This window comes from Leptolyngbya sp. AN10 (assembly GCF_050565645.1).
Taxonomy (GTDB): domain Bacteria; phylum Cyanobacteriota; class Cyanobacteriia; order Leptolyngbyales; family Leptolyngbyaceae; genus Leptolyngbya.
In genome coordinates, this window is sequence record NZ_JBNXVP010000035.1 from 34,276 (window position 1) to 57,690 (window position 23,415).

18 protein-coding genes are annotated in these 23,415 nt (G+C 48.3%); 6 read left to right on the forward strand and 12 right to left on the reverse strand.

From position 1 onward, the window contains the following. Positions 1–2 precede the first annotated feature (2 nt). From drmA to ACQ4M5_RS32195, 3 genes are all read right to left on the reverse strand, one after another. Positions 3–3,998, reverse strand: a complete 3,996-nt coding sequence (gene drmA, locus ACQ4M5_RS32185) for a DISARM system helicase DrmA (RefSeq protein ID WP_430679895.1) — start codon at positions 3,996–3,998, stop codon at positions 3–5. Next, positions 3,995–6,109: a UvrD-helicase domain-containing protein gene (locus ACQ4M5_RS32190; RefSeq protein ID WP_430679896.1), complete on the reverse strand. Its 2,115-nt coding sequence runs from the start codon at positions 6,107–6,109 to the stop codon at positions 3,995–3,997. The genes drmA and ACQ4M5_RS32190 overlap by 4 nt, the downstream gene beginning before the upstream one ends. 321 nt (positions 6,110–6,430) lie before the next feature. Further along, positions 6,431–7,102, reverse strand: a complete 672-nt coding sequence (locus ACQ4M5_RS32195) for an HIRAN domain-containing protein (RefSeq protein WP_430679897.1) — start codon at positions 7,100–7,102, stop codon at positions 6,431–6,433. A gap of 310 nt (positions 7,103–7,412) precedes the next feature. Between ACQ4M5_RS32195 and ACQ4M5_RS32200 the strand changes: the two genes are divergently transcribed. From ACQ4M5_RS32200 to ACQ4M5_RS32210, 3 genes are read left to right on the forward strand one after another with little or no spacing between them, the layout of a single operon-like run. Continuing rightward, complete coding sequence (locus ACQ4M5_RS32200) at positions 7,413–8,219, forward strand: TIGR04255 family protein (protein ID WP_430679898.1); 807 nt, start codon at positions 7,413–7,415, stop codon at positions 8,217–8,219. After that, entirely contained in the window at positions 8,216–8,917 is a 702-nt protein-coding gene (locus ACQ4M5_RS32205; RefSeq protein ID WP_430679899.1) for a hypothetical protein, read from the forward strand. The genes ACQ4M5_RS32200 and ACQ4M5_RS32205 overlap by 4 nt, the downstream gene beginning before the upstream one ends. Further along, the gene (locus ACQ4M5_RS32210) at positions 8,901–9,752 is read left to right on the forward strand and encodes a hypothetical protein (RefSeq protein ID WP_430679900.1); all 852 of its coding nucleotides are present in this window, start codon (positions 8,901–8,903) and stop codon (positions 9,750–9,752) included. Before ACQ4M5_RS32205 ends, ACQ4M5_RS32210 begins: the two co-directional genes overlap by 17 nt. 172 nt (positions 9,753–9,924) lie before the next feature. On the opposite strand, the gene ACQ4M5_RS32215 is transcribed toward ACQ4M5_RS32210, so the two are convergent. After that, positions 9,925–10,062, reverse strand: coding sequence for a hypothetical protein (locus ACQ4M5_RS32215; protein ID WP_430679901.1), 138 nt, complete (start codon positions 10,060–10,062; stop codon positions 9,925–9,927). Positions 10,063–10,239: 177 nt separating this feature from the next. On the opposite strand from ACQ4M5_RS32215, the gene ACQ4M5_RS32220 reads away from it, so the two are divergent. Next, complete coding sequence (locus ACQ4M5_RS32220) at positions 10,240–10,500, forward strand: DUF4258 domain-containing protein (RefSeq protein WP_430679902.1); 261 nt, start codon at positions 10,240–10,242, stop codon at positions 10,498–10,500. Beyond that, a complete protein-coding gene (locus ACQ4M5_RS32225; RefSeq protein ID WP_430679903.1) occupies positions 10,497–10,694 on the forward strand; it encodes a DUF2283 domain-containing protein in 198 nt (65 codons plus the stop codon). The genes ACQ4M5_RS32220 and ACQ4M5_RS32225 overlap by 4 nt, the downstream gene beginning before the upstream one ends. Before the next feature lie 5 nt (positions 10,695–10,699). On the opposite strand, the gene ACQ4M5_RS32230 is transcribed toward ACQ4M5_RS32225, so the two are convergent. Genes ACQ4M5_RS32230 through drmD form a run of 3 tightly spaced genes read right to left on the reverse strand, consistent with a single transcriptional unit; the run spans position 10,700 to position 18,550 of the window. Continuing rightward, the gene (locus tag ACQ4M5_RS32230; RefSeq protein WP_430679904.1) at positions 10,700–14,857 is read right to left on the reverse strand and encodes an Eco57I restriction-modification methylase domain-containing protein; all 4,158 of its coding nucleotides are present in this window, start codon (positions 14,855–14,857) and stop codon (positions 10,700–10,702) included. 3 nt (positions 14,858–14,860) lie between these two features. Beyond that, positions 14,861–15,352 carry a hypothetical protein gene (locus ACQ4M5_RS32235; RefSeq protein WP_430679905.1) on the reverse strand — a complete coding sequence of 164 codons (492 nt, stop codon included), beginning with the start codon at positions 15,350–15,352 and terminating at the stop codon, positions 14,861–14,863. Between the two features lie 39 nt (positions 15,353–15,391). Beyond that, entirely contained in the window at positions 15,392–18,550 is a 3,159-nt protein-coding gene (gene drmD / locus ACQ4M5_RS32240) for a DISARM system SNF2-like helicase DrmD (protein ID WP_430679906.1), read from the reverse strand. Between the two features lie 384 nt (positions 18,551–18,934). On the opposite strand from drmD, the gene ACQ4M5_RS32245 reads away from it, so the two are divergent. Continuing rightward, positions 18,935–19,177: an alpha/beta fold hydrolase gene (locus tag ACQ4M5_RS32245; RefSeq protein ID WP_430679907.1), complete on the forward strand. Its 243-nt coding sequence runs from the start codon at positions 18,935–18,937 to the stop codon at positions 19,175–19,177. A 103-nt stretch (positions 19,178–19,280) separates the two neighbouring features. Here ACQ4M5_RS32245 and ACQ4M5_RS32250 read toward each other — a convergent pair whose 3' ends face one another. From ACQ4M5_RS32250 to ACQ4M5_RS32270, 5 genes are all read right to left on the reverse strand, one after another. Continuing rightward, positions 19,281–21,695 carry a carotenoid oxygenase family protein gene (locus ACQ4M5_RS32250; protein WP_430679908.1) on the reverse strand — a complete coding sequence of 805 codons (2,415 nt, stop codon included), beginning with the start codon at positions 21,693–21,695 and terminating at the stop codon, positions 19,281–19,283. A 123-nt stretch (positions 21,696–21,818) separates the two neighbouring features. Then, on the reverse strand, positions 21,819–22,010 hold the full coding sequence (locus ACQ4M5_RS32255) for a hypothetical protein (RefSeq protein ID WP_430679909.1): 192 nt from the start codon (positions 22,008–22,010) through the stop codon (positions 21,819–21,821). 85 nt (positions 22,011–22,095) lie between these two features. Then, on the reverse strand, positions 22,096–22,800 hold the full coding sequence (locus tag ACQ4M5_RS32260) for a hypothetical protein (protein WP_430679910.1): 705 nt from the start codon (positions 22,798–22,800) through the stop codon (positions 22,096–22,098). A gap of 55 nt (positions 22,801–22,855) precedes the next feature. Continuing rightward, positions 22,856–23,140 (reverse strand): hypothetical protein, encoded by a 285-nt coding sequence (locus tag ACQ4M5_RS32265; RefSeq protein WP_430679911.1) that lies wholly within the window; start codon positions 23,138–23,140, stop codon positions 22,856–22,858. Between the two features lie 93 nt (positions 23,141–23,233). Then, positions 23,234–23,362, reverse strand: a complete 129-nt coding sequence (locus ACQ4M5_RS32270; protein WP_430679912.1) for a hypothetical protein — start codon at positions 23,360–23,362, stop codon at positions 23,234–23,236. Positions 23,363–23,415: the final 53 nt, after the last annotated feature.

Consider the following 23,415-nt stretch of genomic DNA (forward strand, 5'->3'; position numbering starts at 1 on the left):
TATCAATCGGGTGTGGGCATGGGTTGAGGAGTACGGAAATCATCATCAGGGATGCGATCGTCCAGAATTAGTCCGATCGTCGGTTCCACATTGCGAAGCGAATTCAAACAGGTAAACGGTTGCCAATCGCCTTGTCCAGGCTGCGTGAGTAACCCTTGAGTCACACCATCTTTCTGAGATTGATAGCCCAGCACGGCTCCACCCATTAAGTTCGCAGATTGTTCTAGCCAGTAGTCCAGTTTGGCTTCTAATTCCTGTCTAACTAGATCTCGCGTTTTGAGACCCTCTACATTCGCAGCACGAGTGACGATCGTGTTAATCGCCTCTTGAACGTGCGGGTGATTGCGATCGATGCGCCCAGCTTTGTCATTTTTGTTGAGTTCCGTTCCTTTCAGACGCACGAGTGCAACGAGTAGAGCGGCGAGACCACGATCAATCGCACGAGGCGCAAAGGGAGTCACCGATAATGCTTCAACGTGCTTGTAAAACGTCGCGTGATAGTGTTCAAACTGCTCATAATGGGACAAGTCTCTCGGTCGTGCCCAGTTGTAAACGGTGAACACAATGCCAGGAAACGTTCGTCCAACCCGCGAAGTGGCTTGAATATACTCTGCTGTTGTTTTCGGTTGTCCAGTCACGACCATTGAGCCTAAGCGTCGGACATCGACACCGACTGAAATCATGTTCGTTGCGAGTAGAACATCGATCGGTTTACGCGAGTCTGTTTTCTTGTCTCGATTCGGATTAAACGGAACTTCTAGCGCATCCAGCACGATCGGGATATCGGTTGAAGCAATTCGAGACGTAAGCTCTTTGACCTCAATGCGCGATCGCTTTGCCAGCCCTCGTTGATCCATCTTGCCAAGACGAGATTGAATGTCATCATCAACAAGTCGCCGTGTTCCGCCTAATTCTCGCATTGAATTGAAGTAACCCACCAAAGTCATCCAGGGGTCAGCCGCTTCGCCATACTTCTCGTAAAGCGCCTGGGATGCTGCAAGCCCTGCTGTGTAGACTCGAATTAAGGCAGCTTTTAGTCTACGTCCGGTTGCACAAATTCCCAGATATCGCCGTCCTGGATACTCCTCACTCGGCTCTCGTTGCAGCGAGAAGAAGTTATCGGTAACATCTAAACCTTGCGGTGGAAAGATTTGCACTTGGCGCAAGAACAGGTGGTGGATTTGATCTCTTGCTTGCCGAATGGTTGCTGTGGAAGCGATCACTTTAGGGCGAACCGTTTTGCCATTCACGGTCCAGGAACACAGTTTATCGACGGCTGTTTCATACAGTCCCACTAAAGTTCCAAGGGGTCCACTAATCAAGTGTAACTCGTCCTGAATAATTAAATCTGGAGGACGCAACGGATTGTGAGATAGCGTCTTAGCAAGCGGTTGACCATACTTCGCAGGATGACTCGGAGAATCCTCAATCTCAGGAGACACAAATCCATGCCGTTGGCAGTAGCCGTCAACCTGTCCAAACAACATTTGCACTGCGCCATTCCAGGGCATTTGAGCAAATTTATCGACCGTTGCAATCAACAAAGTAGGTAGACGACGGTAGATCTCTTCATCCACAACCAGAATCGGTAAGCCTTCAGTGGGAGATTGTTTCTGAGAAAATAAGCAGCGACCGAGGGTGTCACCACAGTAGATTAGCGTTCGTGCCTGCCCCTTCGCAAAGGATTCAACCTTGATATTCTGTTTGCCAGGGTCAATCTTAGAACCGCACCAAGGACAGTTCGTGAGTTGGTGGGGAGAACCACTGCTCGTGGGTTGATACTGTCCAAGCTTCTGCTTGAGGAATTCTTCACTTTGTTCAGTCCGGTTGGGAGTCGTTTTCTGTCCAACCCATAATCCAATCCGAAACGGTTCTTTTCCCCACTTCGTAGGATCTTCTCGCCGAATCGCTTCGCAAGCGCAGATTAAAGCCGTAGCGCGTTGAAATTGTTGCAGGGTGAGCAATCGAAGCGTATACCGCATCAACACAGCAACACCCGATTCACCGGAGCGTCCTCCGATCGTGCCTTGCAATCGCCGCAGTCCGATCGTATAAGCGGTCAGTCCTAAATACGCTTCAGTCTTACCACCGCCTGTAGGGAACCAGAGCAAATCTGCGATCGCTTGTGTTTCATCGGTACGATCTGGATGATTGAGGTCAGTAATGCTGGGCAGATTGAGTAGGATAAATGCAAGCTGAAAAGGTCGCCAGGAACGATTTTTAGGAATATCAATCGTGCTAAGTTCTACCGTTTCGCCACGCCGGACTTGCTCTGTATAAATCGAATGAACTCGCTGCTGCCACATGGAGCGATTCATGAATTGAAACGCTTCAAAACTTTGTGAATCAGATTGCAATAACTCCAGACCGGACTGAATGCGTTCTAAAGCGCGAGTACAGTTCGCAAGTGCATCCGTTGCGATCGCTTCATAACCTTGCAGTTTGGCGGTTGGATCAGCAATCCGAGTCGCTTGCCCTTCTATCCAATTTGCGTAGGCAGCAACGAGCGGATTGAGTTTCGCAACCAAACCGCTTGGGGTCGCTTCTGCCAGCTCTTTCATATCTAGAACCAGTCCCACAAGTCCAGGAATCTCATCTGGCGTGGGAGCATCCGTTTTAGGAACTTCATAAGCGGGAACGACACGAGTGCAAAGGCGAATTGCGTGATCATCACTTCCTTCCGCTAATTCAGCGTGAACGCCTGTCCCATGCCCGACAGCAAATTCAACTTGATGCCGATAGATCATCTCCATCGCTTGTTCTTCGGCATACTGTACCGGGTCGAGTTTACCGAGCGATCGCCTCGTTGCTTTACGGATGAAAATCGCACGATGATTGGGGTCAGCAGATTCAACGCTGACTTCGGGCTGAAATAGCCATGCCTGATCCGGAGAGCGATCCGGTTCTCGCTGTTCATTCACGAGAAATAAACTAATAATCCAATCGGAGCCAACTGCACGAATTTGCCCACGCACATAAACTTCGCGCTCCGGGTCGATCCGCCAGGAGTTCACTGCACCTGCTTTTAGAGCGATGGGTGGAGATTGACCGATGACTGGGTATCTACGCCATACGGCTTTAGGTGCGCCTGTTGGAGTTTGGAGATACTCGCTCTTGGTGCGATCGTATTGTCCCCATCCTGCATTGATGATGATTGCTTTGGCAGTGCCACTCACACAGAAGCTCATGCCCATCGAGGAGGGAAACATGGTTTCGATCGCGGGAGTGATCGTTTCGGTTGTGCCATCTTCGATCGTACTGGTTCCGCCCACAGCCAATTCATCGAGCTGCTCTGTGCTTTCATCAACGGTTCCAGTCTTCGCAGCAACCAGTTCATCAAGTTGTTCAAGTTGATCATCAGATTGAGCGGGGCGATTGCGTCGATGTAGGGGAGCCAGTAACCCAACGAGATAGCGATCGCTGACTCGCGCTTCATCCACTTCTTCATATTCTCCGCCTGCTGGACCCAACAAGTCGGCTAAGACAGCCTCCTCTAGCTCAGCTCGGATTTGGTAGTAAGAAGGGGGCTGTAGAACAGGTGCAGTATCAGAGGATGGCGCTTTGTCGTTCTCCGCAGCAGGTGAATCAGCTTCTGGTGAAGGAGTTGGGACAAATTGCATCTCAATCAGATTGCCTTGCCCCTCACTTTGTTCTGGATTCGTTGCTACGAACTGAGGCTGCAATAAGGTGGATTGCTGCCAAATGGCAGGAGTAATTTTAGGCTCAGTTGGCTTTGATTGTCGAGTCTTAACAGGTTCCGGCTGTTCCTGAAGCACCTGCACGATCTTGCCCGCGATCGTTTCTGATAAAGTGCTATCCCCTAGAACATCCGCATCGTCTGATAAATCGAGTCCAGTTAGCAAGACATTAAGAGACTCATCAGAAGCTGAAACAACGGCGCTCCAATCGAGTTGGGCAGTACGATCGCGCAACTGTTGATTGATTTTTTCTAGATCGAGATTGCTGGGAAGAATGGACGGAAGCTTGATAATCTTCATAAGTCGCCGAGGTTCCAGAGTTGAGAATCAAAGGATTGGAGAAGGAGTGACGGTTTCTTAGCAGGAACGAGAACAAGTAGGGCACGCATCGCTCTTGTCATTGCAACATACAAGGTGCGTCGTTCTCGGACGAGGACTTCACTGGTGGCTTCGGGGGGAGTGCCTTTTGGGATTGTAGGGTAGGGGGTTTCTAGAAACCCTGCGATCGCGACGATCGGGAACTCTAATCCTTTAGCAGCTTTGAGTGGCAGAATTTTCACACCCTTACAGTTCAGATCTAAGTCTTTGCTCGTCATAAATCGTGCTTCAATTCCCAGATAATTCAACTGTCCAGTAATGTTCTTTCCAGCCTTTTCAGTTGGGACGAGAATCGCGCAGGCTCCAAGCCCCAAACGGAATTCATGAGCAGCCGTGCGGCAAAATTGAGCGAGTAAATCTCCTTCAGAAGCGCGATCGACAATGGCACGAACCGCAGGCGGTGGACCTGTGTGAACGTAAAGTCGCTCCTCACCTTCCGGATCGAGTGTGCCATCTTGCAGATATGAATAAGCAGCTTCCCCGATTTCTTGAGTGGTGCGGTGATTGATTTTCAGAATGCCTGTTCGTCCGACAAATTTGAGCGAGTCATGTACATCGCTCCACCGGAAGCTACTGCCATAAATCGATTGGTTGGCATCGGCAGTAATGAAGAGACGATTCGGTGCGCCACAAAGTTGAATCAGGAAGCGCAGCACAGTGGGACTGAGATCTTGGGCTTCATCGATGACCACAGCATCATACATTGGCAACATTTCGCTAGCCTGTAGCAGCTTGAGGGCACGAAGCCTAATTTGTGCCCAGGTTTCCGTTCCTTTTGCGCTTAAGAGACGATCGAAGTGTTGCCGCAAGTGCCAAATCGCTTGGCGTTGAATCTTGTTAAGTGGGATGCTGCGACCTGTACGCGGGGTGGCTTGATAATCCTCTAAGCTGTCAATCCCTCTTGCATCAATGACTTCGGTAAGTTCTTCGAGTAAGTATTCGGGCTGGAGGCGTTGCAGGATAAGCCGTTGTGCCTGTTGCTGTAGAACATTGCCTTCAAGCGTTACGATCGCGCACAGAATCGATTGCTTAACAAGGGTGAGTAGTTCTTTAGTGGTTGCAATTTGGGGCTGACCACTGAGTTGATAGACGATCGAATATACCAAAGCATCAGCCGTTTTGACTTCAACAAACTGAGCATCCTCGCCTAGAAGCTGCTGAAGCAATTGTTCAGAGAATGAAACAAGCGCATTCGTATAAGTGGTGAAGAGAATTCGAGGAGAACGGGCACGTACCTGTGTAGTGGAGCTATCGCGACTCGCTTTAAGCTGATTGAGCATCTCGCGAGTTCGATAAATCGCAACGGTACTTTTGCCTGTTCCTGGACTGCCCTTGAGCAGAGTCGGACCTGTTGCATTCAGTGCCCAGGTGACATATTTCTCTTGTTCTGAATTGAGCTTGAGCAGAAAACCCAGCAAATCTCCTTCTTTGAAGCGCAGGAGTTCGTCTGAACTTCCGGTGACAAAACTCGGTTGCCTGAGTACTAAGTCAAAGTTAGGTGCGGTAATGCAATCAAAAACGCGATCGCAGACTCCAGCAGGAATATCCGCTTCGAGCAGGTCATCAAAAGTACGACAGGCAAACAAAGCTGGATAACAGGCTTTGGGGATGAGCAAGCGATCGAGCAGTTCTTCGGTGATCTCAACGGGTAAAAGGGTTGCAGTTTCAGCAGGGTTGGGCGGAGAGGTTGGAGCTTTCTCAGGGGTGAGGAGATCGTCAAGATTAGAAAAGGCAGCAACGTTGATCTCCGTTTCCTCTGCGACTAACTTATTGCCTCTGTAAACGTCCTTGCGGGCATCAACCCCAAGTAAGGCGACCCAGCCATCTCCATAGGTATAAATGATGCGATAATCCCCAGAGCGCAGACGGTAAATGTCGCCCTTATAGCCATGTAGCTTCTTTTTCAGGTTGGCATGAGGTTTGGGATCACCCCGTAGAACTTCGATTTTCTCCAATATCTGTAGGACTCGCTCTTTTGGGATGGCGAGGAGTTGATTGGTGAACGTGGGTTTGTGAATGATCTCGAAGGGCACTAGAGTTCGGGGGCTGAGTCGCTATCGAATGTCGCGATCGCAGAAATGATTGTTTTCTACGGTTACGACATGGTTAATCTTGGCACATGATAACGAAGAATTGCCTAAAGGAGATCTGAATCCTTAATTCAGATCATTGCTCAATGAGTGCAAGTGTCTAGATATTATTTCAAGGAGCTTAGGGCTTAGTGGAAGCAGCAAGTTTAGACAGGAACTTTGGATTCTTCAGGTGCGGTTTCTTCGGAGTTGCGCTTTGTACTAATCATCTGATAGGACGAACTGGAGAAAGGATGAAAATCTTCTGACCATTCGGTAGTCCAATTAATTACAGAGAAGCCGATACTGAAGCGGGGTTGGAGGAGGATTAATGCGTTCTACAGAAATCTTGACTTTGTGAGGAAACTGGCAGACCAACTCAAAAAAGTCCTGCACTAGATAGCGAGGGCAGAATCCAACAATGTGTAGATTCTTGGTTCGTAGGATTAAGGCTCTGGAATCAACGGGATTTTGAAGATCGTGCATGACCTGCAATTCCTCTCCAACTTGCAGAGTTTGAATAGATTGCTGGCTTTCGGGTGGGATGTACCGGAGTGCATGTGCGAAAAAGTGAATATGGTACTGCCCTTGCGGGTCGCGTTCTGGACAGGGAAAAACCTCAAAAGAATCCGTTGCACGTTTGCCGCCGCTACGAGCGAGGAGGGCAATGGGATCGTCTTGATGTTTAGGCAAGTTGAGCCATTGTACGAAGTCTGAGTAGTCTGGACGAGAGGGGCGCAAAAGGCGATTCGCAAACAGGGGAAACAGTTCTGGTGAGCCGTAGGTTTGATAAAGGTCGGGAAATGACAGCAGGGGTTGGAAGTCTGCTTTCTGCTGTGCCTCTAAAGTGCCTTGAAGATAAGCGAAGTGATACAGTTTCCCGTCGTAGGTAAGCTTACCGATCGGGAACCAGGCGCGTGAGGATGGGTCTTGCCAAGCGAGGAAAAGCATTGTCATAAGAGAGTCTCCCGCAAACCGAGGAGTCTGGTTTGGTTGATTTCAAGGATTTGACAAGCGAATTAAATGGCAGTCTGAGAGATACGAGTTTGAGGGATTCTGAAAAATGTGTTCTCATATCATCTTCTAAATATGCTGAAGAAGAGGTGGCGATCACGAGGTGATTGGGGTAACTCAGGAGATAAAACATCGCAATTCTGGAGAAACTTCACACTCTATTTCACATATCTCCCCTAAGATGGGCATGGGGAACCATGAGAAATGTACGCCAGTTTCTCAATCCAGGTTGTTTCTCCACCCTTACCAGAATATGGATCAAGCGACTCACTTTAATCCACTCACAGCGCCACCGACTGATGAGGTGCCATTGAAAAACGCACCTTTGGTTCGTGTACTTGCTCAAGTTCGTTTCCCGCTGATCTTATCGATCGAGCGAAAAGAGTTTGTGAGTGGATTTCAAGAAGCACTACGGAAACAGTATCCCATTCTACAACCAGAGCAAACTCAGGGGTTTGTGGTGGGTATGCAAGGAATAGTACCGACTGAACCTCGGACAACATGGCGATTTATAGACCTAGATGGAAACTGGCGAGTTACATTGGCACCTGACTTTGTTGCACTGGAAACTACTGCTTACTTAAGCCGCAATGATTTTCTAAAGCGATTAGAAGTAGTGTTGGCTGCGCTGGAAACATATATTCAGCCTCAAGTTGTGGAACGTCTTGGACTCCGCTATATCGATCAATTGGTTGGAGAAGATGTCAATCAGCTTGCAGATTTAGTGCGCCCTGAAATCTCAGGGATTATCGGTCTAGACATTAAAGCATCTGTTCATCAAACTATTAATGAATCACTATTCAATCTTCCCAATGGAGAGGAGCAGATTGCTGCTCGATGGGGGTTAATACCTGCTGGTACGAGCTTTGACTTGTATGCGATCGAGCCAATCGATCAGCAAAGCTGGATTTTGGATTTAGATATGTCCTTGTCTAAAAATCGCGAGTTTAACATTGGAGTGCTGATGCATGAAGCACAACATTTCGCTGAACGGATCTATACTTTTTTTCGATGGGCGGTGACTCCAAGCTTTTTGCGGCGCTTTGGAGGTGATGTATGAATACTATGTCTACAAGAAGGTTAGATGCTGTTGCCAGGACTTCTGCTTTAGGCGCAATGGGTCACACCGCTGCTAGTGCAGTAGGCGTGCTGATCCTGCATCTACCTGGAACGGCATCCCATGATGTGCCAATGAGTTCTGCTGCATTAGAAAATTTTAGAAGAACCACAAGTGGATTACCTGTCCACCTAGCTGTCTCGGATAATGAGGCTTCTAATTCAACTGAGTTGACTCAGGAGGCTTTGAGTGAATTGAGGCGGTTGAGTGGATTAACTTGGGATCAACTTGCGAATCTTTTTCAGGTTTCACGCAGAACATTGCATTTTTGGGCTAGCGGTCAGGCGTTATCGAAAGCGCATGAAGAAACTTTGCATCGGTTGTTGGGAACTGTTCGATCTATCGATCGTGGAAGTGCTAGCCTAAATCGTAATCTGCTTCTGAGTCCTGATGATGATTCCCGGCTACCGATCGATTTGCTAGCAGCAGGAAAGTATGAGGAGGTAAAACAACGTTTGGGAGAGGGGAATGCGCTACCAAAACCGCAAGTTGCCGCGTTGTCTGAAACTGCGATCGTGTCTCGGTTACCTCCTCCTCCAGCGGATTTAGTAAATGCACTACAAGATCCGGTGCATCGAGAGGTTGGAAGATCAAAACCTGCACGGGTGGTAAGGAATCGTAAGCATGACGCAAATCAATGACCGAGGAGATTGGCTGCAAGCAGTAACTACTTCTCTTCAAGCCTGGAGACAAGGGGATTTTGTCCTGGGAGAACAATGGTTTGTTTTACGATACAACCTTCAGAAACCGATTACGCAGGAAGCAATCAGAGATGCTCAGGAAGGTGTGGATCTGACAGAGATTGCAGTTCGGGGGTTAGTTGTTGTGACGCAAACTTGCGATATTGTACGTTCTTGTGAGGATCGTCCATTTGTGGAGGTTGTGCCGCTAGTCGAGGTGGAGGCTGCATCTTTACAGGAGGTACAGCGAGGGAGACGACCTCAGTATGCGTTTATTCCAGGTGCGGCTGAGTTAAGTCTTGTAGCAGATCTCGATCGGGTCATGACGATTGAGAAAGCCGTTGTTACAGAATGGGAGCGGCAAGTTGGGTGTATCAGTGATCAGGATTTTAGAAATTTAGGGCAAGCATTGGCTCGAAAGCGAGTTCGATTTGCATTTCCAGATGATTTTATTGAGTTTATTAAACCGCTCCAGAAACAGCTACAAAGCAAGCATGGTAAGAATAGCCCTGAAGGAGAGGCTTTACGATCGCTACAAGAGATTCGGGTTCAAGCTTCTCCTGCTTGGGATGCAGTTTCTATGGAACTGATGTTTTGGTTTATTCGGAATGAGGAAGACCTTCAGTTTCAGGGAACCAGTTGGAATAAATTGCTTGAGAAGTGGTTGAGGTTGGTTTCTGCTGCTGGACGTTTTCAGCGTGTGGAAGGTGTTGTAACAACGTTAGAAGATATGACGGCAAAAGAGTATGTGCAGAGTGATCGGCTCGATCTAGACCACCTTTCTATTCAAAGTTGAGGGGATAGTACATCATCTGGTAGTCCTGGTTTGTAAAGGCTGGGTGAGAGGTAGCAACCCTCACGGTATCTGCAAAGCAGCGCACATAGTTTCCAATAGAGTTTGCCTAAAGTTGGCGGTGTCAGTCATGCGCTTGATGTCCTCAATGCTGTTTTAACTTTACCAAATTGGGCTAGAACAAGCTGATTTGCTTGTCTTGGGGAGAATCGTCAGGCTTTTTCTGTTTGGCGTTACCTTTGCCTCTTGGTTTTTTCTTGTTGTGTAAGCCTTGGGCGACTTCTTCAGCATATCGATCGTGGTTCAGTTGCAAGAGTCGATACTTTCAGCGCACTTCGTGTTCAAGGATTTCCCGCCGCGCCGTTTCGCTGATGGTAGAGCGGATTTCTTGGTTGGGTGAAAGTCGTGCCCTAAGTCGAGGTCTTGCCATCATAGGCGATCGCACTTTGTTTCGCTGTAAACTTGGGCAGAGATGAGGAGCTTTGAGGCAATGAGTTTTTATATTTCGCGTCATGCGGAGGAGGAACGAGAACGGCGAGAGATTCCAAGGGAGTTTTTAGATTCTGTTTTGCAAAATCCGCAGCAGATTGTAGACGATCGAGATGGAAATAAAGCGTATCAGTCGCAGTTTGAGTTTGAGAATGGTAAAACTTATTTAGTTCGGGCAATTGTGGCTGACAATACGGAACCCGCGATCGTCATCACGGTTTATCGAACCAGTCAGATTAAGCGGTACTGGAGGCAGGAATGAAGGTGATCTATGATGCTGAAACTGATGTGCTGCGGATCGTGTTGAGCGATGCGCCGATCGAGGAGAGTAACGAGGACTCATCGGGCATTATTTTGGATTATGACGAGGCGGGAAATGTGGTGGGTCTGGAAGTTCTGAGTGCTTCTGTACGGGTGAAAGATCCGCGATCGCTCGAACATGTTGTGACAGGGTGAGCTTTCTAGAACAGGCTGATTTGCTCATCTTGGGGTTTGTCTTCAGTTTTTTTCTTTTTGGTAGTTTTGCCTTTGGATTTTTTCTTGTCATGTAAGCCTTGGGCAACTTCTTCAGCGTATCGATCGTGGTTCATTTGCAACAGTCGATCGAGGACTTCCCGCCGCGCCATTTCGCTGATGGTAAAGCGGATGCCTTGCTTCGTTTGGTGGAAGCCGTGCCCTAAGTCGAGGTCTTGCCAACCATAGGCGATCGCGACCGCTTGATCCATTTCGATATGCAGCGATCGTAGTTTCGCAATGTCGTCTGCGGTTTCATTGGAATCATGGAAGCGGTTGTAGGTTTTGGTCAGTCCTTCTTGTCGATCGAGCATGATGGATTGGCGATGGTTGTAGTAGGTTTCGCCGATGGAATTGAGAATGGAAAATTGAGAACTGAGAATCGGGAAAGGAAAGGTTTCAAAGCAGTCTGAAGGTGTGTATCGTGCGTCTAATCGTAGACTTGCTCCGTATTTTAAGCGCCATTCTTCATGAGTAAATGCTTGTATTACTGCATACTCGGTCCAGGTTGTTATCGGAAAAATGACAACTGTATGCGAATAAATAATATCTGTTCTTTGAAAAGTGAGTGCCCATCTACGACTTGTTTGAGCCGTTATCAATACATGCTCAAATTCTTTGATCGCTCCATAAAGCTCTGGGCGTGACCTCTCATAAAGCCACCATTTTTCACGAGCAGACTTACTGAAAGTATTCTTATCCCGCTCAGGCTTCACCTTTTCACGCACGATCGCTAAACAATCAGGATAATCTGCTGCATAGGGCGCACCTTTCGGCTTCTTCGGATCATCATGTTCCGCATCTAACGGATAGTCTTTGAAATTAATCACCCAACGGCTCGGAGATTGATCTGGGCGTGAGTTCAAATCTTCACCATTGAGATAGGGAAACAGCACTTCTTTATTCTTTGGATCTTTGTCGATAAGTGCCTGTGCTTCTTCCGGTGTGAGAACAAATCCCATACCTAAAACATATGAGCCGATATACGATTTATTCTGATTTGCAATCAGTTGATAGGGCTTACCAAGTGCTTTTCCAGGTGGCGTTAAAAATGATGTAATTCCAGTGACTACTTTCTCATCTAAAATGTATTCACCTTGCCATTGCTTTTTACATGACCAAATATACGCAACTTCTAAACTTGCAGACCCAACCCAAGGACGACTCGGAACCGCACGATTAATCACACAACCACTTTCAACTAATTGATCTAAGCCAACTTCACGAGTATCACCTTGAGCGATTGTATTTGTAGCAACTAATCCGAATCCACCAGTATTATTCGTGAGTTGATTGGCTTGTAAGAAGAAGTAGGCGCATAGGTCCGCGCTGCCTCGTTGACCCTTCGCGAGATGTTCTACTAGATAGTTGCGATAGTCTGTCCCAATTGCGCCTGTGATTTTTTGTCCGCCTTGAAATGGGGGATTACCCACGATCGCATCAAATCCCTTCTTCTCTCCTTCAAAAAATACTTCAGGAAACTCCAGCAACCAGTGAAATGGCTTTCGAGAAGCTTGATTTTCTGGAGTTCCAATATTTAACATTCGCAAGGTTTTTGCTCGAATCGCAGCAATGTCTCGTTTCCGCTTCTGTGCATCTTCTTCATTCAATGCTTCAAGCACTAACTCTGCTAAAACCTTCAACTCATCCGAAGTTAAATCGCTCGTCTTGACTGCGCTTGCCAAGGCTTCTGCAATCAGAAAATCCCCAACATGACGAATGTTCTCAGTGGCTTCTTCTGCTTCCTGAAAGAGTTGCTCCTTCTTCTGAGAATCTGTAATGTCATTCACACTAAAGCTCTCTAGCAATTGCCGTTTCTCGATCGCTTTTTGTAAAAGCGGTTTCCAGCGATCGGATACGGTTCTCAGTTGTACGGCTTCGTTTTCGGGATTCAATTTCAAAAACTCGATCTGTTCAGCGCGAGTAATCCCCAGTAGCGAATCGCCCCACTTCAGCGCATGATCCAAAAACGTAAACGGTCGCCCCTTTGCCAGCGTCACCAGCCACAGCGACAACTTCGCCATCTCCACTGCCAACGGATTCTTATCGACTCCATACAGACAGCGATCTGCCACAATCCGCTGCGCCACCAGCAACCGCTCCTCTGGCTCTTTGGGAATCGGACATTCTTCTGGACGTGCGATCGACAGTGTTCCCTCTGGTGCAATCACCACCTGCCCCGGATGTTCCGCCTCTGCCAACTGCCACGCCTCGACCAATTTCCCCGCCAAATAGCGACAAGTCTGCACTAAAAACGCCCCACTGCCCATCGCCATATCGCAAATCTTCAATTGCAGCAATTCGGATGCCGATCGCAGTCGCCATTCTTCCTTCGGTTTCCCCTCTGCCACGCCCTCATACACCAACGGTTCCAGCGTGTACTGCACAATCTCCTCGGTCAAATTGCGCGGCGTATAGTGCGTTCCACTCTGCCGTCGATCGACTCCTTCGGTGACATATACACTGCCCGTTGAAATCACAATCGGATAGTCCAGCGTATCTTTCCGAATCAACGATGCAAAGGGAAAACAGCGATCGAACAATTCCGCATCATTATTACAAGCCGATCGCAGTCGCTGTTCCTCACGAGGTTCAATTTCCGTCTTGAGCAATTTCTTCAAAGCAGCAGGCGATTTCCCCATCTGCTCTTTCAAAAATGCCAATAGCTTTTCCTCGCCCTCAGCCCGATACCGCTCCAATTCTGCGAGTTCAATCTCTGGTTCCTGGTAGCGCGTCCCCACCAATCCCAACACCGGAACCGTTGCCCGAACTGCCGTGTGATCGAGCAAGCCCTCATAAACATGCCCAATCTGCTCAATGTCCAACGCTCGAAATGACAACCGACGCGGCTCTACACCACTTCCCTGCACCCGAATCTGTAAAATCTGCAATGCTTCGAGCAAATGCAATACAATCCGATTGTTCAGCCGCAGTGGATCAGCCTCGCTCTCATCCCATTCTGTCCCCTGCTTCCGCCCTTCCAAAAACGGAAAGCGATCGGGATCAAACAAACTCCCACCATACGCGGGAAGCTGCAACGTATCGTGAAAAATCCCGCCATACACTGCCCGAAATGTTGCCAACAATCGACACCAAGCATCCGATCGCCGCTCCAAGACCTCTTCTCCATGTTGATCCGCGTGCGATCGCAGTTGTTCCCTCAAAGTAGACACTGCATAATGCTGGTCATAAATCGGATCGCCGAGCAACAATAAGCCCCGCTCCTCTGCACAAAACAGAAACACCAACCGCATCATCACAGTCAGCGCCGCCTCATAAAGCCGAGGTTCTGAAATGTCCTTCAGCAATGCCCCGTTTTGGTCTTGATCGAGACGTGCGATCGCGCTCACCAGCACCTCAACTGCCCGTCGCACCTGATAGCCCAACTGATCCGTAACTTCTTGCTGATCGGTCAAGCTATCCGCCAGCAACTTCTCTAAAATCTGGGAATCATCCACCCCAAAGAATCGCCGCACTCCTAGCAAGCTCCGAAATGCCCGCAGTGTCAAATGCTCCTCAATCCAAAGGGTGCTGTACCAGGAAATGAACCCAGTGGTTTCTCCCTTCGGCGCATTCACCAGCATCCAGTGTTCGCCATTCGTCACCAATCCCAGCCGCACATTGCAAGCATGGAGCAATTCCATCATTCGCGTCGCTGGACTGGATGACGATCGCGACCCCTTCAATGGCTTTTCTAATCCCTGTTCTGCCGGAACAATCTGCACCAGTAGCCGAGGCTTTCCCGCATCCGATGTCCCCGTTGGATTCACCACAACCCAATCCGGGCGAATCGTCTCGTTTTGTTCTGCGAACGTCACCCTCAACCCAGATGGAATCTGTTGTCCACTCAGCAACACTTCATCCGGTAATTCCAGCGTTTGTTTCAGCACAAACTCTACCCATGCTTGATGGATAGCGGGTTCTGGCTTCAGTCCAAATTGGTTGTCCTGCCATTCCTCCGATGCCGATCGCAACAGCTTCAAATGCTCCGGGTCATGAGCATCTAATCCTGCCGGAAACGTCTTGAGTAGCACAGGCAAACTCAAAAATGGACCTGATGCTTCAACTAACGACAACCATTCAGCGTGATGACGAGCAGTAGACATAAGTTAGGGGAATTCAATCAGAACTGAACCTTCGGGAATAAATCGAGCTTGATAATTGGTCTTCTTATTTTTACCTCGCAAATTTCCAATTGGAATTGCGGTTTTAAGCCGTTCTAATTCCTGAACTTCCCAAAACCCTGCCCAAGTCGGACTATCCGTAATCGTCGATTTAGGACGATAAATCGATTTCCCTGGATACCGACCCCGACGCGATCCGACATATCCCACATACAATCCTCGCCAAGTTGCCTCTGGGTTCAATGGCTGTTCGCCTTTCGCATGAGACGCATAGATCAAAACCTCGATCGCTTTTCCCGCCCGCAGTGTCTCAACTTCCGCAAACAATTCAAACGCCATACTGCCAAACGCCACCTTCGGCACATGATCCGCAGGAAGGTCATCTAAATCGAGTTGAGCCGCGATCGCTTCCAATCCAGAAATCAAGTGCATCTCTGGAACCGGGGCAAGGATTGCGAAAGCTTGGGTCTTTTGCATGAGTTCACCATCGAACGAAAAGTCAGCCCTACCAGTCTATTAGGGGCGAATAAGCTTTTGTGGAACCAAAAACGTGACTGCTAGGGGAAACAGCCGCGCAGTTGGATTCTCAAACCGCTTTCGGATCAAAGCTGTTTCTTGCTCGATCTCGATCGGAATTTGTTCTACCCTCGCTTTCAAACTATTGATATTCCGCTCAAACTGCTCCCGCTCTGGATTACTAAAGATTTCAAGCTGTTCGACTTGAGGTTCCTGCAACTCAGCTAAGATGCTTTTCTGAAGTTCTGTCAAAACCGCAGTAATGTCAGCAATTTCTTTCTCAGCCCGGTTCTGCAAATCCTGTCGTAGACTCGTCGATCGATCAGCTTTTCGCACCTCTAACGCCTGCATCAGCGAATTCTCGCACTTATCCCACATCTGAGCTAATTTCTGCTGCATCGCTTCGGGAACTGCTTGATCAGAGACATTACCTAATGCCGCTTGCAACTTCATCACCCCTAACCGACTGAAGCGCCCCTCTTTCAATTCACCACCTGCTACGATTACTTCTTCATGCAGTCGCTGCTGGTCACTGCCCAGAATTACTAAGCGCCCATAGGCGATGACTGCGGGAGTTTCCAGTCCTGCCTGTGGCGAAACTACTCTAGCAGCTACTCGATGCAATTGCTTTCTGCCTTCTGTAGACCACACTTCCGCCCGCAGCAAGCGAAGACACATCTGTACCAAGCGGTGATTCAAGTGCGCTAAGACAACATCATCCCGTCGATGTGCTGCATTGGGATCAAAGACGATCGGGCGAATCTCTTTGGTGTGCGGATGCTCTAAACCCTCTGCACAAACCGCCCAACTACTCTTCAGTTGAGGTAAATGAAACGCTCGACCTTGCAGCCCTTCGATTTCTGCTTCAATCAACGGAGGCTGATCCGCTAATTCCAACCCAATTCGCACCACCGATTCAATGTTCTCCGGAGTCAACCGCAGGTTTTGCCGTGTTTCATGTAACTGCTCTCGTAGCTTCTCAATCTGATCGCGCACTTTGCGTTCAAACTTGAGCATCCGGCGCACAGGCTCCGATTCCCGTTCTGCCCTCGACGTATCCAGCGTCACCCGTCGTCCCAACATCGCTTCTTCAACCTGAGACGCGATCACCGGACCCACCTTCCCCAAGTCCTCACGAATATTGTTGACCTTCAGTGCCGCCCGCATTAGGAATTCCAAGTCTCCTTCTAAATCCCCAGGACGAGTCCCGCTCGTTGCTTGCTCCTGATAGTCCTTGCCGACAAAATGGTAAATTTTCACTTCGCTCGATCGCTGTCCATGTCGATCAATCCGTCCATTCCGCTGTTCCATTCGATTCGGGTTCCAGGGAATCTCATAGTGAATCAAGCGCGAACAGAAATTCTGTAAATCCAAACCTTCTGAAGCTGCATCCGTGGCTAACAGAATCCGAACTGGAGAAACATCGGGATGTGCCTGGAATGCTGCTTTAACAGCTTCGCGATCATCGGAATTCATCCCACCATACAGCATCATCAGACGGTCGCCCTGTACTAATCCCTCCGATGCCATCAAGTTATAGAGCCACTTCTGGGTCGCTCGATATTCGGTAAAGATAATCACTCGTTCATTTGACCACTGCTCATTGGGGCGAATCACAGCATTAATCCAGTTGAGCAGTTCAGTGGCTTTGGCATCGGGTTGTCGAGCCGCCGTTTCCGCCCACTGAAGCATCCCTCGAAGCAAATCCTGTTCTTCTGGAGCCAGCGATCGGAACAAACGGCTCGTGTTGCTAATCGACTCATCCGTTGCTGCTTCGTACAGGTCGTCGTCCGCAAAATCTTCCTCGACCTGTTCAAGTTGTCGTCGTAGAACTCCTTCGGTTGGTTTAGCTGTCAAACGACTGGCTTGACGACGACGAGCAGTTGTCAAAGATTCTTGGTGCTGTGTCAATGTGGTCAAGAATGCTTCTGGTGAGGAAAACAGCCGTTTCTTGAGCAGCTTCAATACAAATTCCGTGGCATATTTTTCAACGTTGTCATCCACGCCTTTTGTTCGTAACTCTGTATAGCGTTTGAGCGCGGCATGAACTTGCCGTTCTAGTTGGGGATAATCGACTGCGATCGCTTCTAATTTGCGCCCCGGAAACATGGGCGACCCATCCCAATTTTGCATTTCCTGCTTCAACCGCCGCACCATCACGACTTGAAGCTGATTGCGATCCGGCTCGACCCCTCTGGCAAACCGTTGCGTATCCAAAAGTTCTAGCAGTGCTGTAAAACTCTCTGGATAACCATTGTGAGGCGTTGCCGTCAAAAATAATTTGTGTTCAAAATGCGGAACTAGCAGGCGAATGGTGGCGGTGCGTTGAGAATCGATCGCGTATTGCCCACTGCCAGAAGGAGCTACATTATGGGCTTCATCAACAATCAAAAGATCAAAACGACGGGGATAAATTGATTCGCCTTCTGCGGGCAGCACTTCTCGAAACAGTCGCAGTGGGCGATCCCGCTTGAGAAAATCGATCGAGGTAATCAGTCGAGGAAAATGAATCCAAGGATTGACGTGAATTCCTCGCTGCCGTCGTAATTCCTTCATCAAGGCACTATCGACGATGCGAAAATCCAACCCAAACTTATCCCGCATTTGGTCACGCCACTGAATTTGCAGCGAAGACGGACAGATAATCAGCATACGCCGACAGCGATGGCGAATCAGGAGTTCTTGAGCCACTAAACCCGCTTCGATCGTCTTTCCCAATCCAACATCATCAGCGATTAGTAAATTGACACGCGGCATCTGAATTGCTCGAACCACCGGATCAAGCTGATAATCTTCAATATCAATGCCACTCCGAAACGGAGCTTGGAGGGTACGAATGTCAGCGGAAGAGCCAGCTCCCCACCGCACCGCATCGAGAAACGCATCCAGTCGGGCTGGATCATCAAAGCCTGTGGGTTTCGGCAATTCTACACGCTCAAACACCTGCGTTCCAGGCTCCAGCTCCCAAATCACTTGAAGTTCTTCGCCCAAGCCATCATCTTCGATCGAGGACAACAAAACGAGATGTTGAGCGGGTGGGACTTTGGAGAACAAAACATCGGTGGGCAGCGTCGTCTGGCGCACGTCAGTCACCACATACAGCCGCTGCCGCACCTTAACGAGTTGTCCCTGCTCTGGAATGGCTTTGATAGCGCTCATAGAAGTACAGAAGCCCGAAATGAGTAATTGGCTGCAAACTACTTCCGTATCATACTCTTGCAGGTATAAAACGATCTCCAACCATAACAGGCAGTTCTCGCTGCCACCCAGTTCATTCGTCTTCTTGCGTGAATCCGAAACACCCACCGAATAGAATTCGGGGCTATACGGACAAAGTGTACCTGCGTACACTGACAGCCGTTTTTCAACCAGTCCGCGCAGGCAGACTTCGTTTGTTTAGCCGCGAATTCCATTCGCTAGGGCATCCACGCAAGAAGTCTATTCGTCTTCTCCTGTTCCACTTAGGAAAATTAGAGTAAACAACCGCCTCCTCGTGCGGCGATCGCTTCTGGCAGGACCTGACAGACGAAGAGATCCGAGGCGTTGAACCGAATTACCGCACAATCGATAACTGCCTTCGGGACTAAGACGACCCGAGCAGCGTGGCGGGGCAGACCCTCGACGTACCTCGTTTGCACCGAGGACCGCAGTACCTCCCTCGCCCTACAGCGCTTCCACGACAGTCGAGCCACCCGCTCGATCGACCTTGCCGCCGATCACCACCCGTTTCTGTCCCGACCCGACCTCGTGGTTGAAGAACTCATCCGAGTGCTACGCTCCGACTGAGGGCACGACAACGCGAGCCAGCGACTGGGAACAGGCGACATACAATGATGATTCTCGTACAAAATTGGGCTTACCTTCAGCGTCAGCAAAATAGCTGAGACACCTATTCACTAATCGTACTGCTTAGCTTTGCTTCTAATATTTGTGCAATGAATTCAGCTTGAATCTGCTGAAACAGGGATTTTGTCGTTTCATCGAGCACTTTGAATGCTCTAGGGTTCTTTGTCATATCAGTTGTCTTACTGTTAGGGTCAACGAATGCGCCAAAATCTTGCCAAAATGCAGCCCGTCGCAAGTCTCTTCGCTTTTGCGGGGTAGAATATAAACTACTTTTGTGAAGAAAGTCGTTGAATGACAACCAAGTTGAATGAATTGTCGTACTAAGATTGAGTGTATGAGAATGGCTTAACTTGTAAACCACCGCTTTGTTATGCAGACAACTTGACTCACTGATAAGATGACCCAAATCATCATACTTGCGATGACCCAGATTGTTAGCATCGAAAATCCAGAACTCATCCTGGGGTTGGGCATCGGAAGTGTCGGATAGAACAACACAGGCAAGATATCCATGAGTGGATGGATCTTGATGGGGTGGGCAAGGTGTTGATTTCGGAATGAATTGAGGTGAACAGGCAAAGTGACCGGGCGGAAAGTCAAACCAGTCTACAATCTCCATTGTTTGAGTATCGAGACGGAGTAATTTGCAGGGTTTGCTTTCTTTGGGCAACTGAGTATGGTGAACGACTCTAAACTCGCGCTCCTTATAGGCTTGATAAATTCGATCGGGAACAAGCTCCCACGAAAATCCCCAACACATCCAATAGATATTTTTGACCTCAGTGGCAGGCTCAGTCGCTCGCTCACGGCAAAGATCGCGATGGGTATATACTGAGGGCCACCACGTATGTTCTACATCACTAAAGACTTTAGAATCCAGTAGTGCACCTGTTTCGCCATCAATCACATAACGTCCAAAAGAGCTAACATCCATTGCGCCTGTACTCATTCCCGCTAATCGCTGAGACTGCTCTTGACCAAACTGCATTTCATGTCCTTCTACAGGCTTGTCATATTTGCTAATCCACTCAGTAACATCCGTCCCATTTTGATGCCCAATGTGAAGAGTAATTTTGCCATCGGGATTATGATAGTCTGCGGTGAAGTGAGACACTTCTCTCGGAATAGTAACTTTCCGTGCTTGCAGCGATTTAGGTGGCTCTGCTAAGCTTCCTCCTGGATTGTTGCAGCACTTTCGTAACTCTGCTCGACTCACAATATAGCAATTCGTAATTTGAGCAGCAGGTAGGAGCTTGAGAAAGAAAGCATACAGTCTATAACCCAGATCTAATCGTTGCTTGAGTAAGTTCGCTTGCTGTTGTTTAGAGAAGAGTGTTTTGCCGATCTGAACCAGACTCTTAAAAAGTCGATCGAGCAATGGGTCAAACAATCCAACACTGTAAGGTGCAAAGATCTGTGAGAACTCAATTTTGAAAGCAATGTCCATCAAAATAATATAATCTTCAGTTATCGCCATTTGGTGGATGGATTGCTCTCCAATCACTAATTTCTCATCATCAGGATTGTTCTTGTCCCAATCCGGTAGCACCAACTGCCAGCGCTCTAATTGATGGTCTTCAAAGGTATATCGAACTAAATCAGTAAATCCATAGATTCGATCAGTGCAAGGTGTATTCTTTCCTCGACCGATGTTCAGCGATCGAGCTGTTTTTCTCCGAATCCAGCCGATTGTCCGATCGAAGTTCTTCCTAAACTTCCCTTTATAGCCTGTCGAGTAATTTAGGGTTAAAAAGTGATCTGGTTGGAATTCAGCGGGAGAGTTGGGGCAATTGAGAAAGTCATGTTCGGGTTTGAACTGATCGCAAACGGGATGAGCCGGATTAGAGTAGGGCGGTAGAATCTCTTCGCTGAGCATCGGGATGAGTCCTTCAAACGGAGAGGTGACACTGAGCCATTCATCCATTCTGCCGACTGGCTCGATCAGTTCCATACTATCGGGATCAATGACCCAAGGAATCCCGGCATCAAACGTTAAAACTAGTCGATCGCGCGTTTGCAGAAAAGCTGTATTAAGTTGATTGCGACTGCCCAGTTTACGACTCATGCGGTTGAGTCCTGAAGTTTGAAAGGCATAGGCTTTAGGATACTGATCAGGATGCCGTTGAATCGCTTGATCAAGGTAATAGCAGGGAGGTTTAGCAATCCGCGTTTTGAGAGTGGCCTTGCGATCGCGAAACTCAAGGCGATAGATCATGCCATCACCATTAAAAACGCTTGTGCTAGGTTGAGCTAGTGCAGATACCACAAAGTAATATCCTGCTAAGTTTTCCGGTAAATCAGCATCCCCTTCAACCGCTGCAAGCTGAGAATTTGGGTGAATCTCGAATGCCTGTACGGTTAGACACAAGTCATCGATTTCACATCGACTTACTTTGACAACAGAAGATGGAATATGATGAGATTCCATAGGAATAACGGTTCGGATTTTGCCAGACATACTTTTGTTACTTAAGAGTAATAGGGCATCTTTCCCAAAACCCATTAGGCTTTAAGGATCTTTTCACTTTCATACTTAGAGCCAGTGATAACAATTACAATCAGCGCAATTGTCATCGCTTGTCTATCGAATCCATCCTCGACTTAGATATGCAGCTTGAACGTCGCGAATCGATTCAACAGATTGAGAATGAGCCGCATTCTCTGGGCTAGACTGTAAATTCTCTCTAGTTAGGTGAGTTAGCTTCGGTTGGAAATTGACGATCGCAGTCAAAAAGCGAGAGAAGCGATCGAGCTTGTTCGTAATCTGCATCATGGTTGTTCTCCTGACTGAACTGCCTGTATGCTCTAATCAAAGCTGAGGCATGACTGAGTTGAAGACTGAAAATGACTGAGTTGGATTAGCGATCGCTAAATGACCGCAAGACTTCATACAGCAGCAAGCAAACGTGATTCGCTTCTGGCTCAAAGCGATGAACTTGCCACCCTAAAGATTGAAACTGTTCCACAAAGTCGGAATCTGGAGCGTCATAGATTGCTCTGGCAATGTCATAGGTTGTCACACCGAGATTTGCAGCATCGAAAAGGGCGAGTGACTCTGTTAATTTAAGCTGGCTAAGCTGCCAATGGGCTTCTGTAGTCAGAAAGTCTAGCCGTTCGCTGTAAGAGTCGTAGATTGCAGAATCCGACAAGGATTTCTCTGCCCAGTACTCTGCATATCTCGATTCATTCGCTAACCGCATCAGTCCGATTCCATTAATCTGAATCGTTTCTGTCCAGTTCTTGCCGTTGATCATGAGATCAGGGGCAGAATGCGCCGGAAAATGGATTTTGAGTTGATCGAGTGCGACTGAGTAGAGCGTTGCCCATCTCTGGATAATCTCACCTAAGCGCTGTCTATCCACCTGCTCCAAGCGGCTCACGGTTGTCCCCATGATCGATTGAGTCAAATGATGGTGATAGAAGATGAAATGCTCAGCGAGCTTTTCTAAATCAGTCATTACCTGGATCTTCTCAATCCATTTTGCAGCTTGCAAGTCTGCCAATAAAATCTCTTTCTGATTGCTTTGAGGATTGAGAAAAGTAGCCGCATCGATCTGTGACATGATCAATTCTCCAAAGGATTAGAAACTGAGGGGCGATCGCCCCTCAAAAGACCAACTAGACAGGAGTGCGCTTCGATTTGGGCGTTCTTTCCCAACCGAACCAGTCCCGCGCCATCAAAAGATTAGAAGGCTGCTCAGCGGCAGCGCCAAGTGTCGCATCATCAGTACAGTGAATCAGCGGACAGAGCCGAGGCGGAATCACTTTGCCTCGACAAACACAAGCCTTGATTTGCGGCGCTTCAGCATTGCCGATTCGAGTGATTGCAGATGCAGGTGTAGCCGCCGCAGAGATGAGCGTAGCCGTAACGAGAAGTAAGCGAACGTTAAGAAGTGAATTCATTTTGACTCTCGCAATTTAGTGCAACATCGAGGAAGTGAATCGGTGTTTATGAAGCTGAGTGGCACTCACAAACACCTTACGCAGATGCTCGAACTACTCACCGAGGTGACGAGCAGGATAAGCTTGTGCAGGTTGCCCATTGATGACAATCGATCCCGCAACCAGCGTGGCAGAAGTGCTAAAAACCAGCGCAGCAGACATCAGTGCAAAGAGGCGTTTCATACCGTTTGTTCTCCCGATGAGAAAGGTTTTCATCGCTTGGTGAGCGATAATCT